Below are 20,600 nucleotides of genomic sequence, written 5' to 3' on the forward strand. Positions count from 1 at the left end.
CATGACGTTCTTGCAAATCCTCTGGTTTGTCCTCATCTTCGTATTGATCACCGGCTATTTCGTGTTGGACGGCTTCGATTTGGGCGTGGGGGTCCTGTATCCGGTCCTCGGCAAGGACGAGGCGGGCAAATCGATCCTGCGCCGCGCCATCGGCCCTGTGTGGGATGGTAACGAGGTTTGGCTGCTTACCGCGGGCGGCGCGCTGTTCGCTGCGTTCGGCCCCGCGTATGCGACCACGTTCAGCGGCTTCTACCTGGCGATCATGCTCGTGTTGTTCGGGCTTATCCTGCGGGCGGTCGCTCTGGAGCTGCGCGCGCACGATGCTGCCAATGCCAAGGTCTGGGATGCCTGCTTCTTCGTGGGCAGCCTGCTTCCCGCCCTCCTCTTCGGCGTTGCCGTGGGCAACGTCATCGAGGGCATACAGCTGAATGCGAACGGCGATTACACCGCCGGGTTCTTCGCACTGCTCAATCCCCTCGCGCTCGTGTGCGGCCTGCTCGGACTCGCCATGATGTGCGCCCATGGGTGCGCTTGGATCGCTGTGAAGACCGAGGGCGACCTGCACGATCGCGCAGCGGCGCTTCGGTCGAAGTTCCAAATCGTCGCTTTGGTCCTGTTCGCCTTGGCGAGCATCCTTCCCACGGCTGCGCCGTATGGCGGCGCGGCTGCCAGTGCCGTATGCTTCGTGTTCGCGATTCTCTATGCGGTTGTCACCGCACTCGGCTTTGCGAAGAAGAATCTGGGCGACATCCCCCAGTTCATCCTCAGTGCGGTCGGGTGCGTGGCTCTGGTCGGCCTGTTCGCCGCCAACCTGTTCCCCTGCATCGTCCCGGCGTCCGATATGGCCTACAGCCTGACCGTGGCGAATTCGTCCGGCAGCGAGGTGGGGCTGGGCGCCATGGCGGTCATCGCGCTCATCGGCGTGCCGCTGGTTTTGCTGTACCACGTGATCATCTACAGGAAGTTCGCGGGCAAGGTGACGGCTGAGGACGAAGGTTACTAGGCGCTTTTCAAACAGTTTGCTGTCATGCGGGGCGTTTCGGCGCCCCGCTTTGCGCATCGGGCTAGAATAATCGAGTCAGACTACGTAAGGGGTCCACCTTGTCGAAAGAGAACATCCTCGCCAAGCATCGGGTGGAATGGGTGCTTGCCGAAGCGGCGGATAACGTCGAGACGCGCCAAGCGGCGTTCTTCGACGACCCCGACGATCCGGAAACGATGCACAAGTTCCGCGTGAGCATCCGCACGCTGCGCAGCCTGTGCCGGTTCATCGCCCCTTGGCAGGATAAGAAGCAGAACCGCGCGGTTGACCGCGCGCTGCGCGATGCGGTGCGCGAGACGAGCCGCCTCCGCGAGCTCGATGTGCTCGAGGAGCAGATCGCGTCGATGGAGCCCGCACCGGCGCCCGATCTGCTCAGCGCATGCTCGAAGGCGGCGCGTGAGGAGCGCCAGCGGGTGCGCGCGGTCTTCTCACGGAAGGAGACGCGACGCCTGCTCTCCATCGGGCGCCGCGGAACCCGCGCCATCGCTTGGCGCGACGGGATAGCGGTCGAGGGGCTTCCCGCCGATCGCATTGCCGAAAGATTCCAGGAGCTCCTCGAAGCGCAGGACGATAGGTACGGCAGCCTCGATAGAGCGGATGCAGAGCGGACCCACATGGTGCGCAAGCGCGCGAAAGAGGTGCGCTATGCCGCCGTGAAGTTCGAGGGCCTGCTCCCCCCGGGTGCCGCGGACGCCGCGGAGCGCATGAAGGATGTGCAGGATGAGCTGGGTGCCCTATGCGACGCCCGCGTGAACGTCGTGTTGCTTTCGAGCCTGCCAACCGACGGCCTGTCTATTCGCGCGCATATCAACATCACGGAAGCGCTGGCGCAGAATTATGCCCGCATCGAGGCAGCATTGGACAAGGAAGGGCATGTGGCGGCGGAAAGCCCCGCCGATTCCACGACGGAGGCCGATGGCGAGCCTCCCACCCAAGGAGAACGTGATGAACAGTAGCCATATGGACCAACCTGCCCGCGAGCAGAATATCCAGGCTTTCGTCGATTATTTCAAATCGGGCATGAAACCCGCTGGGGAGGAGAACCTCGGCGTCGAAGTCGAGCACTTCATCGTGGATGCCCAGGGGAATCCCGTAGGCTATAGCGGCGAGCATGGTGTCGCGTGGATCCTTCAGCGCCTGACGGAAAGATATCCGCGCGTGACAGAGCATGATGGCGATATCCTCGCCGTGGCGGCCTCATCCATGAACGTGACTATCGAACCGGCGGCCCAACTGGAGCTATCCGCCGGCCCCTTCGCCGATATCAAGCGGATGCGCGAAGCGTACGAGAAGTTCGAAGCGGACGTGGCCGAGATCATCGAGCCGCTTGGCATGAAGATGCTCTCCGTGGGGTACGATCCCCGCATGGTGGCCGCCGAGAAGGAGCTGATCCCCAAGGAGCGGTATCGTTGCATGGACGAGTACCTCACCCAGATCTCCCCATACGGCCCCCGGATGATGCGCGGAACCGCGTCGACCCAGGTGTCGGTCGATTTCCACAGCGAGCATGACGCGATGGTGAAGATGCGCCTCGCCAGCATCCTCACGCCGGTGTTCTCGCTGATGATGGATAACTCGCCCTTCTACGAGGGATCGCCGTCGGTGCATCCCCTCATGCGCACCGAAGTATGGCGCCATCTCGACCCGGTGCGCTGCAATACCGTGCCCGGTGCGCTGGACTCCGACTTCAGCTTTAGGAAATATGCCGAGTATCTGCTCGACGTTCCGGCGATCGTCGTGCCCAGCGAAGATTGGGGCGACGTCCTCACCGATAATCGCACGTTCGGGGAGATTTACGCCGACCGCGTGATGACGGAAGACGAGATCTTCCACGCAACGGGGATGGTCTGGCCGGATGCGCGCCTGAAGACGTACGTGGAGATCCGTCCCGCAGACTCGGTTCCCGTGCCCTATGTTATCGCCTACGAGGCGCTTATCAAAGGCTTGTTCTACGGACAGGCGCGCGATATCTTGGACGCGCGGTTCACCGATATCACGATTCCCCAAGTGGAGATGGCGAAGAGCGCGCTCATGGCGGCGGGCTACGATGCGCGTGTATACGATATCCCCGTGGGGCGTCTTGCCGACGAGCTCATCGCGCTTGCCTGCACCGAGCTTTCCGATGAGGAATCCGAGATGCTGAAACCGCTCGCGGAGCTCGTGGCCCAGCGCACGACCCTCGCCAAGCAGGCGATTCGAGGAAAGCGGCCTTTCGGATGATGGTGTGGGGCAGGCCGCAAGCCTGCCTCTTGCGGCCCCGGAGGGGATCGGGGGCCAGCTGAAGCTCGGGCAACTCCGCTGCGCATCTTCCTCTTCCCCGATGCGTGTGCAGGTTCGAAGGCAACGCCGCAAAGGATTTTGCAAGTAACGGCGCATACGGTTCACCGAACTGCCGATAACCGATTCTGCCTCTCCAAGACTGGCAAAATCTTTACGGGCGGCGTTGTGACGGTACGCGCTTCAGATGGTCCCCGATCCCCTCCGGGGCCGCAGGAGCCTCGGTGCTATCGCCGATCGATGATTTCGAGACGGGGGTTCGTTTCTGCTGCGCGTTCCAGAACGGCGATGATGTGATCGAACCAGCGGCGTCCGTCGGGCCGGCTGACGCGGATCACCGTGATGGCCGTGGGTTTGTCGATGTCGCCCGCGCAGTCATCCAGCGCGGAGAGGTTGCGGCCGTAATATGGCGGGAACTGCAGCTTGCGCTGCAAGTATGCATGCAGTTGCTCGGCGTTGCGGAATTCGGATTCGTCAATTGCCACCCTGCGCATACGCACCCCTAGTACAGCTGCTCGAAATTCTCGTAGTGGTCGGCGGTGTAGAAGACCAGGCCGTCGTTCGAGAAGACGATGCGTTTCGCTCCCCGCATGCCGCCATGGTAGTCGATATCGCATTCTTTCCAGCTTCGCCCGTTGGCATCGGGAAGCTTCCCGTCGTCGTTATAAAATCGGCTTCTGCCGATGCTCTTCCCCGGGCATACCTTTTGCAGGTTGCCCTGGCTGGCAATCCAGCCCGCGTCACGTGCTTTCGTTTTCGATATGAAGTTTTCCGGAAGGCGACCGTACCGATGGATATAAGCTGCCACCTCGTATTTGCCTGTGTATTCGCCGTTTTCGGAAACGTTCGACTCGGCGGCCGCCAAGCTGTCCGCCGAAATCGAGGAAGAGCCTGCAACCGATTCTGACGTGCCCGCCGACGGTTCCGAAGTGGATTGAGCTGCAGCCGTATCCGAGCTGCCTGCGCTGCATCCTGTTGCAGAGATGTTTGCGAACGCCGCGATAGCAGCGATCAGCAGGACAAGCGCGAGTTTGGTGAATGCTCTTATCGGTTTCTCCATGCCATCCATTGTACCGTTCCCCGTATCGATGGCGCTATCGCGCTTTCGGTCCAGTTCGATGTCCAAATCGAGATGAAGCTACCGTGCCGCGCCGAACGGGAATGGCTACCCTCGATCCGTGAAAACTCTTACTCACACTCGGCAGGGCTGGATGCTTGGGGCATTCCCCGTCGTTATCGCAGCCGCCTCGCTAGGTGCTCCCTGAAGGGGGAAATGTCTGCCCCGCGAATCCTGACCGCCCGCCTTGCCTCGGCGCCAAGGCGGGCGGTCGGCGCCGCCCTGCCTACCCCGGGTTCGCGGATATGCTCGCGGGGTTCAGGCCGCGGTGGTCTGAACCGGACGTGCTCGCAATTTCGATTTGCGGCTAAAGGGACAGCTCATCCCCGGGCCGTAGCACGATCTTGCCGGGCGCGGCGAACGCATTTGCCTTATCGGGGGCGAACAGCCGGCTCGGGTCTTCCGGGTTGTCCATAGGCACCATATGCACGGGGATGCTGTGTTTCGCCTGCACCAGCTTCGCGCACGCGCCCGCTTCTTCGATGTCCATGTTGTAGAACCCGTCGACGGGGAAGACCGCATAGTCGAGATGAAGGTTCGCCAAGCTCCCGTTGCGCATATCCTCCGTGGTGCTCGTGTCGCCCGATGTGTAGAACAACACGCCGTCGAACCGCAGCACGAATCCGACGCATTCATCTATCGGATGGTTTTTATTGCAGGCCTCTACGGGAAGGATGCTCACGCCCCGGTGCTCGGTTTCGAATCCGTTGCCCGAGAACGGGGCGCCTTCCTGCCGCGCGCGGTGCAGGGCTGCGGCGATCTCCGACCCGCGGACGATGCGGCACCCGGGGCGGTGCGGCATCTTATCCACCTGGTTGTGATCGAAGTGCTCGTGGGTCACCAGGATCAGGTCGGCGGGAAGGCTGTAGCCTCCGCCTGCGAACGGATCGACGTATACCACCGTTCCGCAATCCAGCGTGAATCGGTAGGACCCATGTCCCTGGTAGAGCATTTTCGCCATGATGCGACTCCTTCGATCGTCGTTTGGCAGTGCGGGTTCCGCCCGGGGGCGGTATGCTTCAACGTGGCGGTTCCCAATTTTTCTCGGGGAGATCCGCGGATTCTGCAGTCATCGCATCCGTTCATGGCGTCACCTTCTCCTGATTCGCTTCTCGATCCAACTATACGATACCGTTGCATGCGTGCCTTGCGGAGATGGATTCTGGATTTTGGGCATGCCCGGTGGGCAGGGGACCGCTTGCTGAAGTTTCGATCTGATTCGATCTGATTCCGGCTGCGGCGGATGTGGACTGCCAGTCCACCTCGCGATGACTTCCTAGAGTATAATTAATGCGTCAAGGCGCAACTTGGCAGGATAGGGCGCCGCCCAAGATCCGACCATCTGGATAAGCGGATAGATTGGGACGAAACGCCAACATGTTGTCGATGTCGGCGATAAGGGCGATCAACTTCACCGAGCAGGTCATCTTCCTGGCGGTGTACCTCGTGTTCGTCGTATGGCTCGCGCGTCGGTTGCAGCCGAGTCCGGTGAGCCGGTGGTTCTTGGCGCTCACGGTCGCGCTATGGCTATGGGTGTCGGGGAGATTCATGGAGAGCGTCGTGTACCTCTTCCTGCCATCCAATAACGACGCCTACGTGTTCGCCGCGAACTTCCAGTACCTGGGGTTCGGATACTCCGCGGCATCCTACGTTATCTGGGTGCTTTATGTCTCGGGGCGCTGGCGTGCCACCGAAAACCTGTTCGTGAGAGCGGTGGTCCTCGGCTTTCCGGCGCTCATCGTGCTGATCGTGTTCACGAACCCGCTTCATCACCTGTTCTACACCAAGCTCGCTATGGGGCAGCAGGTGGGACACGGCCCGCTCTTCGCGCCCCTGTTCGTATTCGGGTACGTCATGCTCCTCGCCGGTTGGTGCGTCTCGATGATCGACATCGTCAAGCGCGGCGGCGACAAGGCGAGACGCGCTTTCCTCCTCTCCGCGTTCCCGTTGCTCCCGCCGCTGGCGGCTGCGGCACGGTCCCTGTCGGGCATCGATCTCGTCGACTTCACGCCGGTGGTGATGGCCGTCTCCTGGTGGTGCCTCTATTTGGCGGCTTTCAAGCACGGCTACGTCAACGTCGTCTCCTCGTCGCTCGCGGAAGCGGTCCGGCACGCGCCCAGGCCGGTTGCGGTCTACGACGCCGTACGGGGGGAGTTCGTCTACCGCAACCTGCTCGCCGATGGCGAATACGGCACCGCGTTCTCCAAGCTGCCGAATGCGGTGCCCATGTCTGAGGGCAGCTATGAAGCAAGGCTGCAGGGGCGCGAGCTCTCGGTCTCGGTCACAGTGCTGTCCGGGGGTGAGCTGATGGTGTCCGCCGCCGATCAAACCGAGGTGAACAGCCGTCTTCAGATGCTCGCCGAGCAGGCGGAACGCCTCGAGCAGCTGACAGTGCGGCTTGCGGAAGAGAACAGAAGCATCGAGGCGTATCTTGAATCCCTCGACTTGGCAGGAGATCTCAAGAGGCGCAAGGAGATGGCCGAAGGCATCTACGAGGAGCTTTCGTCCGTATTTGAGCGCATTCGGCAGAACCTGCAAGCGGCGCGTTCCGATCCCGACCGCAGCGCATCCCCGCTGGAGGAGAACCTGCAGATCGGAATTGACAGCATCGCGAAGGTTCGCGCGGTCGTTGCCGAGCTGAGGGGATGAGCGTCGTGCCCGATTGGAAGAGGCTGTTCCAGAGGCTGTCGGACACCGTGATCGTCACGGACGCATACGGCTACATTCTCGACTTCAACCGTAAAGGCCCCTTCCCATCCATGAGGAAGGGTGCAAACATCGAACGCTATGTCCCCGAGGGCATCGTTGCCGGAGAGCTAACCTGCACCGTCGGGGGCAGGGCGTTCCGACGCCAGGTTTCCCCCGTCGCCGAAGGTGGTCGCTGCGTGGGATACGTTGTGATCTTCGAGGACATCACGGAGAAGAAGAGGCTCTGCGAGCTGAACGCGGAGAAGAACAGGCAGCTTGACGAGGCCGCTCAGGAGCAGGAGAAGGCGATCGCCCAGCTGAGGGAGTACACGCACCAGATCGAGGCATTCGCCGACCAGGAGGAACGACACCGGGTCGCATGCAGGATCCATGACGAGGCGGGGCATGCGATCACAGATCTGTTCACGAGGTCGCAGATATGCCTGCTGTTGAAGGACACCGATCCCGAATATTACGCCCGGCTGCTGGACGAGGGCGTGGCGATATGCAACCACGCGCTTGCCATCGGAGAAGGGGAGGACGCCCAGAGCTTGGGCGAGCTGCTGCGACCGTTCGCCGACGAGGCCCTGATCCCCGTGCATGTAACGATTGCGGGCGATGAGCCGGGGTGGGCAGCGCCGCTTCGAGGAATCATCCACGACATATGCGACGAGTGCTACCACAACGTGCTTGCCCACTCGATGGCAGACGAGATGGCGGTGCGGCTGGACGTGGACGAGGCGGACCTCACGCTCATCATAGAGGACAACGGTAGGTTCCGCGGAGAGTTCCGCAAAGGGTTCGGGCTCTCGTTCATGGAGGAGCGCGTGCGCAACGCAGGCGGCAGCGTCGACTTCTGCGCAGTTCCAGGTCAGGGGTTCAAGGTGACGGTGGTTTTTGGGGAGGTGGGCGCGGATGAGCATATTGAAGATTGAACACCAGCGCATACTGCTGGCGGACGACCATCCGCTTCTGACGGAAGGCCTGAAAATGATAATCGACGAGTGGGAGGAATTCTCCGTCGTCGGTATCGCCGCGGATGGGCAGGAGGCTGTGGCGATGTGCGACGAACTCGCCCCCGACATCGTGGTTATGGACATGCAGATGCCCAAGCTCTCAGGGCCCGACGCGATACGCCAGATCAGGGTCGCGCATCCGGACGTGAAGGTGCTCGCGCTCACGACTTTTGACGATGACGAGACCGTTGCGCAAGCTATGGAAGCGGGTTGCGACGGCTTTCTGCTCAAGGTCATCGAAAGGGAGCGGCTTCGAGACACGCTCATCTCCATCACCCGCGGCATGAACGTCTACGACCAAAATGCCGTGCGCAGTTACAGCAGCAAGCTCAAACAAAAGCGCGAGGCTCAGTTCAGTGAGCGCGAGCGGCAGATAATGGCGCTTTTGTGCGAGGGTTTCACGAATGCCGAAATCGCTGGCAGGATCCATCTCAAGACCGGTACCGTCAAGAACCTCGTGTCGCTGCTGTTGAGCAAGACGGGTTGCGTGAGCCGCGCCCAGCTGGTGCGCTACGCCACCGAGAACCACCTCGTGGAATAAGGATGATGCTCCTCGTTGATTCGCAAGTGGAACGCGGCCGGCATCTTCCCCATCGGACAAAGCGGCCAGCAATCCTTCGACTTTATGCAGGCGATCGGTAGACGAGGCGCATGGGGCTATTCTCGGCTGAATGGCATGACCTTCGGCACTTTTCTTCCCGGTGCGCGAGCAATAGCATAAAGCTATGCCCATAGCAGAGGACATATCCCTTACCGCGACGCAGGCAAGTCCCTTCGAAGTTCCTGCCTTTGCGGGCTGCACCAGGGAATGGGCGGTTGTCCTGCAGGCGCCGACTGCATCTGACTGCGCGATGGCGGTGCGACGCGCAGGCGAGCTTCCCCCTTTCAACGTCTATCTTGCGAGGTTGTGCTGCGAGCGTGACATCGCCCCCGAGTGCGCCTTCAAGCGCGGCGGAATCGAACGAACCTATGGTTACCGTATCATGCGCGGCGAGCGCAACCCTTCCCGAAACACGGCCATCATGTTCGCCTTCGGTCTGGGTCTGGCGTTTCCCAAGGTGCAGGATCTGCTCGCAGCCGCGCGTGTGGCTCCGCTCAACCCCGGCGTCAGGCGCGATGCGGTCATCGCGTGGTGTCTGCATAGGCACAAGACGTTCGTCGCGGCCCAAATCGATCTCGATGGGCTTGGCCTGCCGTTACTTTCCAACGTGAGGTGACCTCCCTGCAGGGCGCTGCCCGCGCCCCGCACCTCTCCCGTGTTCCTACATCGAGCCAGAGCCACCGGAAAGCGACTTGGAGCTGGCGTTGCCGTCGCTGCCGGTGTAGCCGCCGAGTGTCATCTCATAGGCGCTGCCGGCGTTGAGGGTGTAGGTGTCGCCGCTGCCGGCAAACGTGATCTGGCGGTAGCGGCCCGCATCGCCGAACAGGTCGATCTCGCCGTACCACTCCTCTCCCGAGGCCACCTTGAAGCTGTGGGTGCCGCCCTCAAGGCGTATCGTCGCGGTGGCGCCAGGGTGCACGAAGACGGTTGCCGCCACGTTGCCCGCCTCGTCGTAGGCCCTGAGGTACTGGTAGCCGTACTCGGTCCCCGCGACCAGCGCGATGGAGGTGGAGCCGCCGCCGGTGTTGAGCGCGCCGTTCTCGGGGATGGGCTGCACGCATGAGGCCGCGCGGCCGGCAGCATCCTTGTAGTTGCGGCGAGCGAGGGTCTCGAACACCTTCTTCGCCTTGTAGAACTCGCCGCTCGCATAATAGCCGTCCGCCTGCTGGTAGGCCGCCTCATACGCCTGCTGCTGTCGCTCGGCTGAGTCGCGGAAGCCGTCGAGGCGCCCGAACTGGTAGGCAGCCTCTGTATAGTCGCCCTTATTGTAGCGCTGCTCGGCGCCCGCGTAGGCGAACCCGTGGCTAGCGTCGGCCCTCAGGGAGCTGATTTCCTCGTCTTCGTTTCCCTCGAAGAGGTCGTCCATCTCTCCGTTCCAAACGGCACCGCCGTTGGCGTAGTAACCGGCGATGTAGTTGAGCATCCCGTCGCCTTCGGCATAGGCAGCGGCGAGCATCTTTTCGGGCTCCGTTCTCGCCTCGGCTTTCTCGGGATCGGTGAGGAAGCCGAGCTCGTAATCGCCTGAGTGCGCCGCATATGCGTAGATGAGAACGTTTGCCCAGTCGTCGGCAGCGTCCGCCGCATGCGCCTTGCACAGGCACCGTTCCCGCGCGGTGTCCTCCCGCAGCAGGCTGAGGTCTTCGAGCAGCCCGACGGCCTCGTTGTAGTCGCCTGCGTCCTTAGCGGCCAGCGCATCGACCACGTCTTGGCATTCGGACGCCCGCTCCTGTGAGTCCTCGAATCTTCCGAGCGACGCGAACGTCGCCTGCGCCGCAGCGTAATCGCCCGCCTCAATCTGGGCGATGCCATTGTCGTATGCGGATTGCTGCATGCTGTGATGTATGGCCAGCCCGGCACCCACCGTGACAGCCACGAGAACTGCCGCAAGCGCCCCGATGATGGTCGTTCGGCGCTTCTTGGGAAGCGCCCTCCATTTCTCGCCGAGCGGTTTGCGATCTTCGGTTTGTTTCTCGGCGGGCTCCGCTCCGCCAAGGGCATCTGCAGGTTCAGGGACGGACCCTTCTTCGTCAGCGACGGGGGTCGTCCCGTCGGGGAGGGATGCGTCGATCGCAGCGTTCTTCTGCGTTGTTTCCCCGCCTTCTACAGGCGCGGTTGCCATGCCGGACGGTAGGGAATGGACATCAGCGGGCATCTCTTGAGGAATCGACGTGTCCTCTGGAGAAGCGCTCTTGTCGGCAGGTCCTACGACAGGGACCATCCCGTCGAGCAGCGCGGTTCCCCCGCCCTGTGAAACGTTGGCACCCTCCGCGTGCTCCAGATCAGCCATGACGACCTACCTTCCACTCGTCCCGGGCATGTCCAGGGTCAAGTGAACCAGATGCCGCCCATCGAAAGGTGGACTTGGTGTCCACCCTCGCGCGGTTCGGAAAGCCTAGCGTAGATGGCCAGAGGATTTGCTCGGCGTGATGTCTGCTATGGATAGGAGTGGCATGGCTGGTACGTTGTACGCGGATTACGAGACCCCGGTGTCCGGGGAGGGCGTATGGGCGGTTCTTACGAATGCAGGGACGTGGGAGAAGTGGTATGGCATCCCGGTCGCATCCACCGACTGGCGCGAGGGTGGGAGCATCACCTTCGCCGACGGTGGCACGTGCGGGATCAAGGGCTATCGGGAAGGCGAGTCGCTCACCATCGAGGATACCTGGACGGACACGACGATAACCTTGCGCTGGAGCGGCAGCGGTACCATCATCTCGCTTGTCGAGGTCGGCAAGGGCGCAACCTGGCTCGATGACAAGGTCGCCGAGGAACGGCAGAAGCGCGTCGACAAGCTTGCGACGCTTGCGAAAGCCGCCGCAAGCTCAAACTTCGCACCCGACGCGCAAGAACCTGTCCAGCCTGCGGTGCAGGATCCGCAATCGAGATCCCCGGCGCCTCCGCAGCTTGCGGCATCATGGACGCCACCATCGAACCAGCAGGTGCCACCATCGAACCAGCAGCCATCATCGCAGCCCGGGGCATGGGCTGTGCAGGCGCATCCGCAGGCGCAGCCAGCGGTGCCCGGGGTCGTGGCCAGTTCCTCCGCCGCCGTCGGCGCGCCGCAGCGCGCCCTGTGGACGGTCGGGTTCCTGATCGGCTTCTGGCTGCTGGAGTTCCTCCTGCTGCAGTTTGCCAGCTTCAACATGAGCTATATGAGGATCCGCTTCTTCACCGGGGCCACGCTCTCCCTCGTCTTCGTCGCCATCGAAGGTACCGCCGCCTACCTCGTCAGCCTGAGTGACCGGAAATGGAACTACTGGGGCATCGGGATGGGCGCGCTCGTCGCCGTCTCAGGTCTCGTGCGCTACCCGGGGATCGCCTACGGTTACGTGGCGCCGACCGCATTCGCCGTGAATACCCTCATCAGCGTGGCCTCGATCGCCCTGACGCTCGCCTCGGCGAAGTTCGCCCGTCGCATTCCGGCGATCGCGGCCAGAGGCGAGTACGCCCCGGCATACGTTGCCGCTGGCGTGTACGGCGTCTTGAGAATTGCGGGATCGCTTGTCTCGGCGGCCGTAAGGCCGGCTCTTTACGGGGAGGGTATCCTGATCGGAACGTCCCTCTTGACCGGAATCGCCTCCGCCGTGATCGCCACCGGCGTCCTTCTCGGTGCCTTCGTACTCGTCTCGCGCCTCTGCGCGCTGCGCGATCTGCGCGTGAGGTTGCACGGTCTCGGCCTCGCATGGGCGTGGCTCGAGGCCGTCATCATGACGCTCGGGTTCGTGGGCATCTTCGTGATGATGGCCAGCTCTAGATACGGGACGAGCATCTACGACTATACCCTCCTCCTTGCCGCGGCCGGATCGGTCGGCTACATCATGTTGCTCGCACACCGGCGCTACGGCATGTACGTGCTTTTCATCGGCTGCGGTGCCGCGGTCCTTGCCCAGCTCTCCGTAGGCGTGAACACCGCCGCCTTCGGTTATGGAGACAACTCGGCGCTCGATGTGGCCTCGTCCCTCTTCGGAGGCGTGGTGAACCTGCTCTTCGCCTGGCTCGCCGTGCGCTCGGCCGACAAAAGGGCGGCACAGCCTCAGATGATGACCTATCAACAATGGCAACAGGTGGCCTCCGGGCAGGCGCCCATCTCGATGCCCCAAACTGGTCAGGCGGTACCTGCGTGTCAGCCCCAGCAAGAGGCACCCGCGCAGCCGGTGCAGACGTCCTTTGCCCAGCCTTACGCCACCTGGGCACCGGCCGGCGCGCAGACCACGGCGGCGCCTCCGCAGCCCCCTGCCGCCCAGCCCCGGGCATGGGGCAACCCACCGTCTTCGGAGCAGGAACCACGGCAGGAGTAGTCGTGCGGGGATGGCACCTCAGAGGGAAGGAACGCTCATGGCAATGCTCGTACCTGTCATCATCGGTTGGATCGTCTGGCAGGCCTCCGGTAGCATCCTGATCGGCGCCATCGTCGGTGTGGTGCTCGAGCCGATCGTCATCGCCGTCTTCGGCGGCGGAAAGAAGTGACTGCCGCATCGCGGCATGCATCGCGGGTGGCATTTTACTCGCCCGCAGGGGACGGAAAGGATAGGTGAGGATATGCGAACAGTTGTACCAAAAGGGGGTAAAGCCATGAAGCGTTTGACAGCGTTGGTACTCGCAGCGGCTATGGTAGCCGTCTTGGCTATCGCCGGGTGCGGTGCCGGGGTGCATAAGATGAGGATCGAGAACGTGAACGCGCGAACCGACACGTTCGACTTCGTCGACAACGCAACGGGGGAAACGATCTCGTACGATACGCTTGTCATCTCCGGGAAAAAGGTAGTCGACCACTCCTGCATGTCATCCATGGACGGGACGGTTGTGTTCGCCTTCGAAGGGGGGCAGATCAAGCGGGACAGCAATACGACTACCTACAACGGTGGCAGGGGGATAACCACTGCGGCAGTGCTGACGTATGAGCTTTCCGACGGCGTGCTGACGGTGACGGACATAGAGTGAACCTCTGCTGGGTTAGTGTCGCGAAATGCGTAAGGCGGAATCGTTCGCGTGTTCGCGTTTCGATGAATTTTATGCCTGCCGGGCCGCGGCGCGAGAAGCGGCAGAAAGAATATCGAGGAGTTTGCCATGATGAGGACAGAGGGCAGGAGGGTTCTGGCACGCGTGTTGCTGTGCTGTGCGTTGGTGATGGCGTGCGCGGTGGCCCTCGTCGGGTGCGGCAAGGGCTACGTTGGCACCTGGGAGGTAACCGAGGTGAATCCTAGCGGTGGTGTGTGGCTCCCAGCAAAAGTCACCAATCTGGACGGTGCGACCCTCGTCCTTAACGAGGACGGCAGCTGCGAGCTGAACTGGTTTGACAAAGTGGACACGGGCACCTGGAAGATGAGTGAGGCGGACCAGGTTGCCGTCACCTTGGATGATGGCAAAGATATGCTGCTAGAGCCGGACGGCGACTCCCTGGTGAGCATCGGCAGCAACGTGCAGGTCCGATGGCGGCCGACATAGAGGCGAAGGGGTCGTATCCGGCCTGGTGCGAGGGGCGAGGAGCTCCATCGGTATGCAGATGGTGTGGGTGTCGAAGTTTCTTTCATGCGCCATTGCGCTCCACTCGGCAAAAGTATATAGTCCCTCAATACCATCTTTCCCGTGAAGCTCCTGGAACCCGTGGGGGACCGGAAGCGGAGGAAACTCTGGAGAATCTCTTTATGGGTGCCGAAGGTGCAAGGCTGCAGGTCAGCTGAATCTCTCAGGCGAAAAGGACAGAGGCATATGGGTTGTTGACTCCAAGAGTCGGCACGCGTAAGGACTTTCTCGATGGCGTATCGCAAGCTAGAGAAAGGCCCTGCATCATGGAAGCGTTCCTGCTCCCGATTGTCCAAACGGTAAACTCCTACCTGTCGAACTACGTGCTGATCATCATGCTGATCGGTGCCGGCTTGTTCTTCACCGTAAAAACGCACGCCGTGCAGATCCGTTGCTTTCGCGAGGGTTGGCACCGCGTGTTCGGCGGATTCAGCCTGAACGGCAAGAAGCACAAGGGCAGCATGAGCTCGTTCCAAGCTCTGGCGACCGCCATTGCCGCGCAGGTCGGCACAGGCAACATCGTCGGGGCATGCGGCGCCATCCTGATCGGCGGGCCCGGCGCCATCTTCTGGATGTGGATCATCGCGCTGCTGGGCATGGCGACGAACTACGCCGAGGCGGTGCTCGCGCAGAAGACGCGCAAGCTCGACGCGGACGGCAACGTGCACGGCGGTCCGGCCTACTACATCACCACCGCTTTCAAGGGCAACGGGGGCAAGTTCCTCGCAGGGTTCTTCGCCATCGCCATCATCCTGGCGCTGGGATTCATGGGCAGCATGGTCCAGAGCAACTCAATTGCCAGCACCATGGACACGGCGTTCGGATTCCCCACGTGGGCGGTCGGCCTGGCAATCGTCGCGGTCGCGGGCTTCATCTTCATCGGCGGCGTCAGCCGCCTGGCAAGCGTCACCGAGAAGCTCGTGCCCGTCATGGCGGTGCTGTACCTGATCGGCGGCCTGGTCGTGCTCATCTTGAACGCGGGGAACGTGATTCCCGCGTTCGCATTGATCTTCCAATGCGCGTTCAACCCGCAGGCGAGCATGGGCGGCGTGACGTTCGGCATCATCGCGGCGCTTTCCCAAGGCGCCAAGCGCGGCCTGTTCAGCAATGAGGCCGGTATGGGCTCGACCCCGCACGCCCACGCGCTGGCAAACGTCAAAGACCCGCATGAGCAGGGCGTTGTAGCCATGGTCGGTGTGTTCGTCGACACGATCATCGTCGTCTCCATGACGGCCCTGGTCGTCATCAGCACGCTGTACGTGGGCGATGGCGCGCTCGCGCAGGCTTTCGCAAGCGCGTCTGCCGGCTCTGATCCCGTCGACATCGCCGCATTGGTCGGTTTGAACAAGACCAATATGGCGCAGGCGGCGTTCAGCCAGTTCTTCGGCTCCGGCTTCGGCAACGCCTTCGTGGCCATCTGCCTGCTGTTCTTCGCTTTCAGCACCATCCTCTCCTGGAACATGTTCTCGCGCCTGAATGTGGAGTACCTTTTCGGCAAGCGTTTCGGCCGCGCCGCCAACTACGTGTTCTTCGTGATCGCGCTGGTTTTCATCTTCCTGGGCAGCATCCTCTCCAACGACCTGGTGTGGGAGCTCGCCGATATGTTCAACCAGCTGATGGTCATCCCCAACGTCATCGCCCTCATCGCGCTGTCCGGTGCGGTCAGCACCTGCGCGCTCTCCCATCACGGCGGGAAGCAGGGTCGCGATTTCGAGGACAGGATGCAGCAGGAGGAATACGAGGAAGAGCTCGCCTGCGAGGCTGCGGCAGCCGAATAGGAAGCGAGCTTCCAGTTCCCTCGTTTTACACAATGTCCGAATGGTTCGGAATTGCAGGGAACGGAGCGGCTTCTAACGAACGCGGCGGGAACGCCCGCGCAAGAGCTGCAGGCAAATCCGATAAGGGGCGCCGATACAGCAGGTCGGCGCCCCTTTTGTGGATGCTTGCAGCAGGGTTCTGAGAGGAAACGAAAAACGGGTCCCGATAGGACCCGTTCGATTCATGGTGGTCGGGAAGGGACTTGAACCCCTGACACGGGGATTTTCAATCCCCTGCTCTACCAACTGAGCTACCCGACCGGATGCGCTTCAAAACGCGTGTACGAACTTTACTGGTTGTCGCGGGTTCCGTCAAGCGGAATCGTTCGATGAATTCCCCGCCCCATCAAATCGGCGCACCTCGGCGCACCGCTGTACCTGCTAAAAAGCCCCGTCCTTCAACGGGTAGGCAACGTACGCTGCGGGGGAGGTCGCTTTCGGTATACTTGCGGCAACAATCTCAACCGATAGGAGTTGAAATGCAACAGCGGTACTTCGCCACAGCATGGGCGGACATCAAAAGCACCCCAGGGTGGTTCGGCAAGATCTGCCTGCTCGCACTCATTCTTTTCATCCCCGTCTTCGGCGCGATCGCGTTCTTCGGCTACGCTTGGGGCTGGGCACGCGATATCGCCTGGAACGTCCGCCAGCCGATGCCGGCGCGGATCTTCGGCAATGAAGATGGCAAGCTGTATCGCCGCGGATGGTTCGCGCTGGTGATCGTCGTGGCGCTGGCACTCATCGTCTACCTGATCGATATGGTGCTCACCGGGGGCTTGGCTGCATGCACGGCAAGTACGGTGCCCCAGCATGGCTATTACGACTCCTCCCCGTACGGGTTCAACCCCGCTGCTGCGGCTGCATTGGGAATTGGGGGAGTGCTGGTATCTTTGGTTTACTTCGTGCTCTCGCTCGCCGCTTCCGTGTTCGGCTGGGTGGGGGCCATCCGGATGGCGATCTACGATCGCTTGAGCGCCGGCTTCCAGTTCGGGAAAATCTGGAAGATGATCACGCATGACCTCAACGGCATGGCCCGCATCATCGGCATGGTCCTTCTCTTGTCGCTTATCCTCGGAGCAATCGCCGGCGTTGTTTTGACCATCGTTTTCTTCATGTACTTCGGATACGCCATTTCCGTAGCCGGGCCTGCGCTTTCGCATATCGGCGACTCGAGCGTCCCATTCAATTCGAGCCTTGTGGCAACCCAGCTGGGGTCGTCCACCCTCGTTTTCGTCCTCGTTCTTCTCGTGGTCTTGTACTTCTTGGTCGTCGCGGGCGTCTTCATCGACTTGATGGCATTCCGCGCGGTCGGATATTGGGCGCGCGGTTTCAACGTGCCGGAATGGCGCGGGCAGAACGACCCCCTTCCTTTCGAGGTGCAGCCGCCCCAACAGCCGTCTCCTGCGTACTATCAGCCTCAGCAAGTGGCGCAGCAGCAGGTGGCGCAGCAGCCCCAGCAGCAGGCGGCGCCCGCCGTGCAGGCGCAGCAACCTGCGTATCAGGCGGACCAAGCTCTTGTTGCACCGGCGGCCTCGCAAGCGTTCCCGTCCGCTGCGGCTTCCGCCGTCGGAGCTCAACCTGCTGCTTCCGCTCCGCCCGTCGCGGCACCGCCGGCAGGCGCGCAAGGTCAACCGAGCGCCGCGCCGGTGCCTGAACCCGGCGCCGGCGCTCCTGAGCCGGCAAGTCCTGATCAGCCCGGGGCCGTCGCGCCCGCTTCCCAGCCGATTCCCGCACCCGCGGCCGTGCCTGAGGGCGCTGCTCCCGCCCCCGCTCCGCTTTCCGCACCTGCCGCCGAGCCTGCGGCGGCGCCGTCGGAGCCTGCTGTTGCCGGCAAGGATGCTGATCCCTCCCAAACGGGCGAGCAGGGCGGAACGCCTTCCGTGTAAATTGCACGCCGAATGCCGACCGGCTGCGGGTGTTGGAGGGCGATCGCGAGGGAAAGCGGTCGCCTCTCCGGATCGCAGGGATCGATAGCATGCGATTCGGAGGGAGGCTAGCATCCTCCCGACAACGGCCTCTCCGCTGGGAGGTAGGGTTCTTGCACATCTCGGTGCAACACCGCATAGCGTGCAGATTCGTATGAGGGTTAGAAAATGGAATCGGACTGGAGGAGAGGTCTTCCAGCCCGATTCTCCTTCAGGGGCCTTCAACCCTGTCCTCTGCGCTAAGCGCGAGCCCGCTATGCGGGAGGAGGACAATAGGCGTTATGCGAACGCTCCTCTCCCTGCAATAATTTCGGGCTTCCGACAGTCGCGGCGGGAGGAACCCCGCACACGCCGCCCCCCGAACACCTTTTGCTTTTTCACGATGGAGCGTTCTCGCTTGGGCTATTATAGGCGGACTGCCGCATATCCCTCTAAGGAGCAATCGAAATGGAATTCGTGGGCACATTCTGGTCGTTGGTGCCTCCTATCGTGGCCATCGTCTTGGCCCTCATCACCAAGGAAACGTATACAAGCCTGTTCGTGGGCATTCTGGTAGGCGCGCTGCTGCTCGCTCAATTCGATCCCATCGATACCATGAATTACATGATCCTCGGCCAAATCGGCGAAGGCGAGGATGCGGCGGGCGTCGGGTTCATCAACGCCATCAGCGATCCCTGGAACGCCGGCATATTCATCTTCCTCGTTGTGCTGGGCATCATCGTCGCCCTCATCAACACCGCGGGCGGCAGCGCTGCCTTCGGCGCATGGGCGGCGCGGCATGTGAAGAGCCGCATGGGCGCCATGCTCGCCACGTTCTTGATGGGCTGCCTCATTTTCGTCGATGACTACTTCAACTGCCTCACGGTAGGTGCCGTCATGCGCCCCGTCACCGACGCGGAGAAGATCAGCCGCGCGAAGCTGTCCTACATCATCGATGCGACCGCCGCTCCCATCTGCATGATCGCTCCTATTTCCAGCTGGGCTGCCGCCGTATCCGCCACCGCAGCGGACCTGAATACCGGCATCACGGGAATCCAGCTGTTCATACAGGCTATCTCGTACAACTTCTACAGCCTGCTCACCATCGTTTTCGTGGTCGGGTTGGCCCTCATGCAGTTTGACTACGGCCCCATGGCGAAGGCCGAGCTGGCCGCGTATCGCGATGGCGAGTTGGGCAGCCTGGGCTTGGATGAAGGCATTCAGAACGAGCGTGCCAGCCTGTGGGACATGCTGCTGCCCGTCATCATGCTGGTGGCGTTCTGCATCATCGGCATGATGTACGTCGGCGGTTTCTGGGACCCCGAGGCTGAAGGATTCAACGACATCGCGCTTGCCTTCGCCAACACCGACGCGTCGGTCGGCCTGCCCTGGGGTTCGCTCATCGCCCTGGTGTTGAGCTTCATCTACTTGCTTGCCCGCCGCGTCATCACGTTCGAGAAGGCGACCGCCTGCTTCGTCGATGGCTTCCGCGCCATGATTCCCGCCATGCTCATACTCACTTTCGCGCTTACGCTCAAATTGGCGACCACCGCGTTGGGCGCCAACGTGTTCGTCGCCGGCTTGATGGAAGGCAGCGCCCAGAGCTTGTACAGCATGCTTCCCGCCATCATCTTCCTCGTGGGTCTGGGGCTTGCGTTCAGCACGGGCACGAGCTGGGGCACGTTCGGAATCCTCATCCCCATCGTGGTGCCCATTTTCGCCAACCAGCCGGAGCTGCTGACAATCGGCATCTCGGCCTGCCTGGCAGGTGCGGTGTGCGGCGACCACTGCTCGCCGATTTCCGACACGACCATCATGGCGAGCGCAGGGGCGAACGTCCACCATATCGACCACGTGAACACGCAGCTGCCCTATGCGCTCACCGTTGCTGGCATCAGCTTCTTCATGTTCATCCTCGCCGGCTTCGTGCAGAATTGGATGATCTGCCTGCCGATCGGCATCGCGCTGACCCTCATCGTCCTGCTCGTGCTCAAGCGCACCATCGGCATCAGCGTCGTGCAGATGGGCTCCGGCAAGGCGAGTGCATAACGCATATGGTTTGATTTCAACGTGCGGCCGCTTCTCCCACGATGGGGGGGGAGCGGCTGCACGCATTACAATGGGGAAGGCCTCGAAGAAGGAGTCGAATATGGCAGAGACGAAGCCCCTGGTGGGCATTATCATGGGCAGCCCCAGCGACTTGCCCGCAATGGAAGCATGTGGGAAGCAGCTGGAAGAATTCGGCATCCCGTATGAGGTGAAAGTCGCCAGCGCCCATCGTAAGCCGCTTGAGGTCCAGGCCTGGGCGGAATCCGCGGAGAAGCGCGGCCTGCGCGTGATCATCGCCGCCGCGGGGAAGGCCGCGCATCTGGGCGGCGTCGTGGCGGCGTATACCCCGCTACCTGTGATCTGCGTTCCGATGAAGACCGGCGATTTGGGCGGCCTTGACAGCCTGCTTTCCATGGTGCAGATGCCGAGTGGTGTGCCCGTTGCCTGCGTCGCCATCAACGGAGCGAAGAACGCGGCGATCCTGGCGCTTCAGATGCTGGGCACGGGCGATGATGGGCGCCGTGCGCAAGCCGCCGCGTACAAGAAGCAGATGGCGGAAGCATAGC

The 20,600-nt window shown here is 62.1% G+C and carries 19 protein-coding genes, 1 tRNA gene and 1 riboswitch; of the genes, 15 read left to right on the forward strand and 5 right to left on the reverse strand.

The window, feature by feature from the left end; genetic code table 11:
- Window position 1: 1 nt before the first annotated feature.
- The 3 genes from cydB to NOV21_RS05335 all read left to right on the forward strand — a co-directional run bounded on the left by cydB (window position 2) and on the right by NOV21_RS05335 (window position 3,262).
- Window positions 2-1,003 carry a cytochrome d ubiquinol oxidase subunit II gene (gene cydB, locus NOV21_RS05325; protein ID WP_283170160.1) on the forward strand — a complete coding sequence of 334 codons (1,002 nt, stop codon included), beginning with the start codon at window positions 2-4 and terminating at the stop codon, window positions 1,001-1,003.
- Between the two features lie 98 nt (window positions 1,004-1,101).
- The gene (locus NOV21_RS05330) at window positions 1,102-1,998 is read left to right on the forward strand and encodes a CHAD domain-containing protein (RefSeq protein ID WP_283170161.1); all 897 of its coding nucleotides are present in this window, start codon (window positions 1,102-1,104) and stop codon (window positions 1,996-1,998) included.
- Window positions 1,988-3,262, forward strand: coding sequence for a glutamate-cysteine ligase family protein (locus NOV21_RS05335; protein ID WP_283170162.1), 1,275 nt, complete (start codon window positions 1,988-1,990; stop codon window positions 3,260-3,262). The genes NOV21_RS05330 and NOV21_RS05335 overlap by 11 nt, the downstream gene beginning before the upstream one ends.
- 284 nt (window positions 3,263-3,546) lie before the next feature.
- Here NOV21_RS05335 and NOV21_RS05340 read toward each other — a convergent pair whose 3' ends face one another.
- The 3 genes from NOV21_RS05340 to NOV21_RS05350 form a co-directional block, all read right to left on the reverse strand.
- Window positions 3,547-3,813, reverse strand: a complete 267-nt coding sequence (locus NOV21_RS05340; protein WP_283170163.1) for a barstar family protein — start codon at window positions 3,811-3,813, stop codon at window positions 3,547-3,549.
- Window positions 3,814-3,821: 8 nt separating this feature from the next.
- The gene (locus tag NOV21_RS05345) at window positions 3,822-4,379 is read right to left on the reverse strand and encodes a ribonuclease domain-containing protein (protein WP_283170164.1); all 558 of its coding nucleotides are present in this window, start codon (window positions 4,377-4,379) and stop codon (window positions 3,822-3,824) included.
- 364 nt (window positions 4,380-4,743) lie between these two features.
- The gene (locus NOV21_RS05350; RefSeq protein ID WP_283170165.1) at window positions 4,744-5,397 is read right to left on the reverse strand and encodes an MBL fold metallo-hydrolase; all 654 of its coding nucleotides are present in this window, start codon (window positions 5,395-5,397) and stop codon (window positions 4,744-4,746) included.
- Window positions 5,398-5,813: 416 nt separating this feature from the next.
- On the opposite strand from NOV21_RS05350, the gene NOV21_RS05355 reads away from it, so the two are divergent.
- The 4 genes from NOV21_RS05355 (at window position 5,814) to NOV21_RS05370 (ending at window position 9,357) form a co-directional block, all read left to right on the forward strand.
- A complete protein-coding gene (locus NOV21_RS05355; RefSeq protein ID WP_283170166.1) occupies window positions 5,814-7,085 on the forward strand; it encodes a histidine kinase N-terminal 7TM domain-containing protein in 1,272 nt (423 codons plus the stop codon).
- Between the two features lie 5 nt (window positions 7,086-7,090).
- The gene (locus NOV21_RS05360; protein ID WP_283170167.1) at window positions 7,091-8,059 is read left to right on the forward strand and encodes a sensor histidine kinase; all 969 of its coding nucleotides are present in this window, start codon (window positions 7,091-7,093) and stop codon (window positions 8,057-8,059) included.
- Window positions 8,040-8,681, forward strand: coding sequence for a response regulator transcription factor (locus tag NOV21_RS05365; RefSeq protein ID WP_283170168.1), 642 nt, complete (start codon window positions 8,040-8,042; stop codon window positions 8,679-8,681). Before NOV21_RS05360 ends, NOV21_RS05365 begins: the two co-directional genes overlap by 20 nt.
- A gap of 184 nt (window positions 8,682-8,865) precedes the next feature.
- Window positions 8,866-9,357, forward strand: a complete 492-nt coding sequence (locus NOV21_RS05370) for a hypothetical protein (RefSeq protein WP_283170169.1) — start codon at window positions 8,866-8,868, stop codon at window positions 9,355-9,357.
- Window positions 9,358-9,402: 45 nt separating this feature from the next.
- Here NOV21_RS05370 and NOV21_RS05375 read toward each other — a convergent pair whose 3' ends face one another.
- Window positions 9,403-11,028 (reverse strand): outer membrane protein assembly factor BamD, encoded by a 1,626-nt coding sequence (locus NOV21_RS05375; protein ID WP_283170170.1) that lies wholly within the window; start codon window positions 11,026-11,028, stop codon window positions 9,403-9,405.
- Between the two features lie 163 nt (window positions 11,029-11,191).
- Between NOV21_RS05375 and NOV21_RS05380 the strand changes: the two genes are divergently transcribed.
- The 5 genes from NOV21_RS05380 (at window position 11,192) to NOV21_RS05400 (ending at window position 16,042) form a co-directional block, all read left to right on the forward strand.
- Complete coding sequence (locus tag NOV21_RS05380) at window positions 11,192-13,039, forward strand: SRPBCC domain-containing protein (protein ID WP_283170171.1); 1,848 nt, start codon at window positions 11,192-11,194, stop codon at window positions 13,037-13,039.
- A gap of 37 nt (window positions 13,040-13,076) precedes the next feature.
- Window positions 13,077-13,208: a hypothetical protein gene (locus tag NOV21_RS05385; RefSeq protein ID WP_283170172.1), complete on the forward strand. Its 132-nt coding sequence runs from the start codon at window positions 13,077-13,079 to the stop codon at window positions 13,206-13,208.
- A gap of 105 nt (window positions 13,209-13,313) precedes the next feature.
- Complete coding sequence (locus tag NOV21_RS05390) at window positions 13,314-13,682, forward strand: hypothetical protein (protein WP_283170173.1); 369 nt, start codon at window positions 13,314-13,316, stop codon at window positions 13,680-13,682.
- 126 nt (window positions 13,683-13,808) lie between these two features.
- Window positions 13,809-14,186, forward strand: coding sequence for a hypothetical protein (locus tag NOV21_RS05395; RefSeq protein WP_283170174.1), 378 nt, complete (start codon window positions 13,809-13,811; stop codon window positions 14,184-14,186).
- A 175-nt stretch (window positions 14,187-14,361) separates the two neighbouring features.
- Window positions 14,362-14,454, forward strand: a riboswitch (glycine riboswitch).
- Between the two features lie 76 nt (window positions 14,455-14,530).
- Window positions 14,531-16,042 (forward strand): alanine/glycine:cation symporter family protein, encoded by a 1,512-nt coding sequence (locus tag NOV21_RS05400; protein ID WP_283170175.1) that lies wholly within the window; start codon window positions 14,531-14,533, stop codon window positions 16,040-16,042.
- A 224-nt stretch (window positions 16,043-16,266) separates the two neighbouring features.
- Here NOV21_RS05400 and NOV21_RS05405 read toward each other — a convergent pair.
- Window positions 16,267-16,342, reverse strand: a tRNA-Phe gene (locus NOV21_RS05405).
- Between the two features lie 218 nt (window positions 16,343-16,560).
- Between NOV21_RS05405 and NOV21_RS05410 the strand changes: the two genes are divergently transcribed.
- The 3 genes from NOV21_RS05410 (at window position 16,561) to purE (ending at window position 20,599) form a co-directional block, all read left to right on the forward strand.
- A complete protein-coding gene (locus NOV21_RS05410) occupies window positions 16,561-17,967 on the forward strand; it encodes a DUF4013 domain-containing protein (protein ID WP_283170176.1) in 1,407 nt (468 codons plus the stop codon).
- A gap of 486 nt (window positions 17,968-18,453) precedes the next feature.
- Entirely contained in the window at window positions 18,454-20,034 is a 1,581-nt protein-coding gene (locus tag NOV21_RS05415) for a Na+/H+ antiporter NhaC family protein (RefSeq protein ID WP_283170177.1), read from the forward strand.
- Window positions 20,035-20,134: 100 nt separating this feature from the next.
- Window positions 20,135-20,599 carry a 5-(carboxyamino)imidazole ribonucleotide mutase gene (gene purE, locus NOV21_RS05420; RefSeq protein WP_283170178.1) on the forward strand — a complete coding sequence of 155 codons (465 nt, stop codon included), beginning with the start codon at window positions 20,135-20,137 and terminating at the stop codon, window positions 20,597-20,599.
- Window position 20,600 lies beyond the last annotated feature (1 nt).

This window comes from Curtanaerobium respiraculi (genome assembly GCF_024609215.1).
Taxonomy (GTDB): domain Bacteria; phylum Actinomycetota; class Coriobacteriia; order Coriobacteriales; family Eggerthellaceae; genus Curtanaerobium; species Curtanaerobium respiraculi.

Bases quoted from the DNA above. Each gene is read 5' to 3' on its own strand.
- NOV21_RS05355 (WP_283170166.1), top strand. From the start codon at position 5,814: ATGTTGTCGATGTCGGCGATAAGGGCGATCAACTTCACCGAGCAGGTC.
- NOV21_RS05375 (WP_283170170.1), bottom strand. From the start codon at position 11,028: ATGGCTGATCTGGAGCACGCGGAGGGTGCCAACGTTTCACAGGGCGGG.
- NOV21_RS05370 (WP_283170169.1), top strand. From the start codon at position 8,866: ATGCCCATAGCAGAGGACATATCCCTTACCGCGACGCAGGCAAGTCCC.
- cydB (WP_283170160.1), top strand. From the start codon at position 2: ATGACGTTCTTGCAAATCCTCTGGTTTGTCCTCATCTTCGTATTGATC.
- NOV21_RS05410 (WP_283170176.1), top strand. From the start codon at position 16,561: ATGCAACAGCGGTACTTCGCCACAGCATGGGCGGACATCAAAAGCACC.
- NOV21_RS05380 (WP_283170171.1), top strand. From the start codon at position 11,192: ATGGCTGGTACGTTGTACGCGGATTACGAGACCCCGGTGTCCGGGGAG.
- NOV21_RS05400 (WP_283170175.1), top strand. From the start codon at position 14,531: ATGGAAGCGTTCCTGCTCCCGATTGTCCAAACGGTAAACTCCTACCTG.
- NOV21_RS05395 (WP_283170174.1), top strand. From the start codon at position 13,809: ATGATGAGGACAGAGGGCAGGAGGGTTCTGGCACGCGTGTTGCTGTGC.
- NOV21_RS05340 (WP_283170163.1), bottom strand. From the start codon at position 3,813: ATGCGCAGGGTGGCAATTGACGAATCCGAATTCCGCAACGCCGAGCAA.
- NOV21_RS05385 (WP_283170172.1), top strand. From the start codon at position 13,077: ATGGCAATGCTCGTACCTGTCATCATCGGTTGGATCGTCTGGCAGGCC.
- NOV21_RS05345 (WP_283170164.1), bottom strand. From the start codon at position 4,379: ATGGAGAAACCGATAAGAGCATTCACCAAACTCGCGCTTGTCCTGCTG.
- NOV21_RS05415 (WP_283170177.1), top strand. From the start codon at position 18,454: ATGGAATTCGTGGGCACATTCTGGTCGTTGGTGCCTCCTATCGTGGCC.
- NOV21_RS05390 (WP_283170173.1), top strand. From the start codon at position 13,314: ATGAAGCGTTTGACAGCGTTGGTACTCGCAGCGGCTATGGTAGCCGTC.
- NOV21_RS05350 (WP_283170165.1), bottom strand. From the start codon at position 5,397: ATGGCGAAAATGCTCTACCAGGGACATGGGTCCTACCGATTCACGCTG.
- NOV21_RS05335 (WP_283170162.1), top strand. From the start codon at position 1,988: ATGAACAGTAGCCATATGGACCAACCTGCCCGCGAGCAGAATATCCAG.
- purE (WP_283170178.1), top strand. From the start codon at position 20,135: ATGGCAGAGACGAAGCCCCTGGTGGGCATTATCATGGGCAGCCCCAGC.
- NOV21_RS05365 (WP_283170168.1), top strand. From the start codon at position 8,040: ATGAGCATATTGAAGATTGAACACCAGCGCATACTGCTGGCGGACGAC.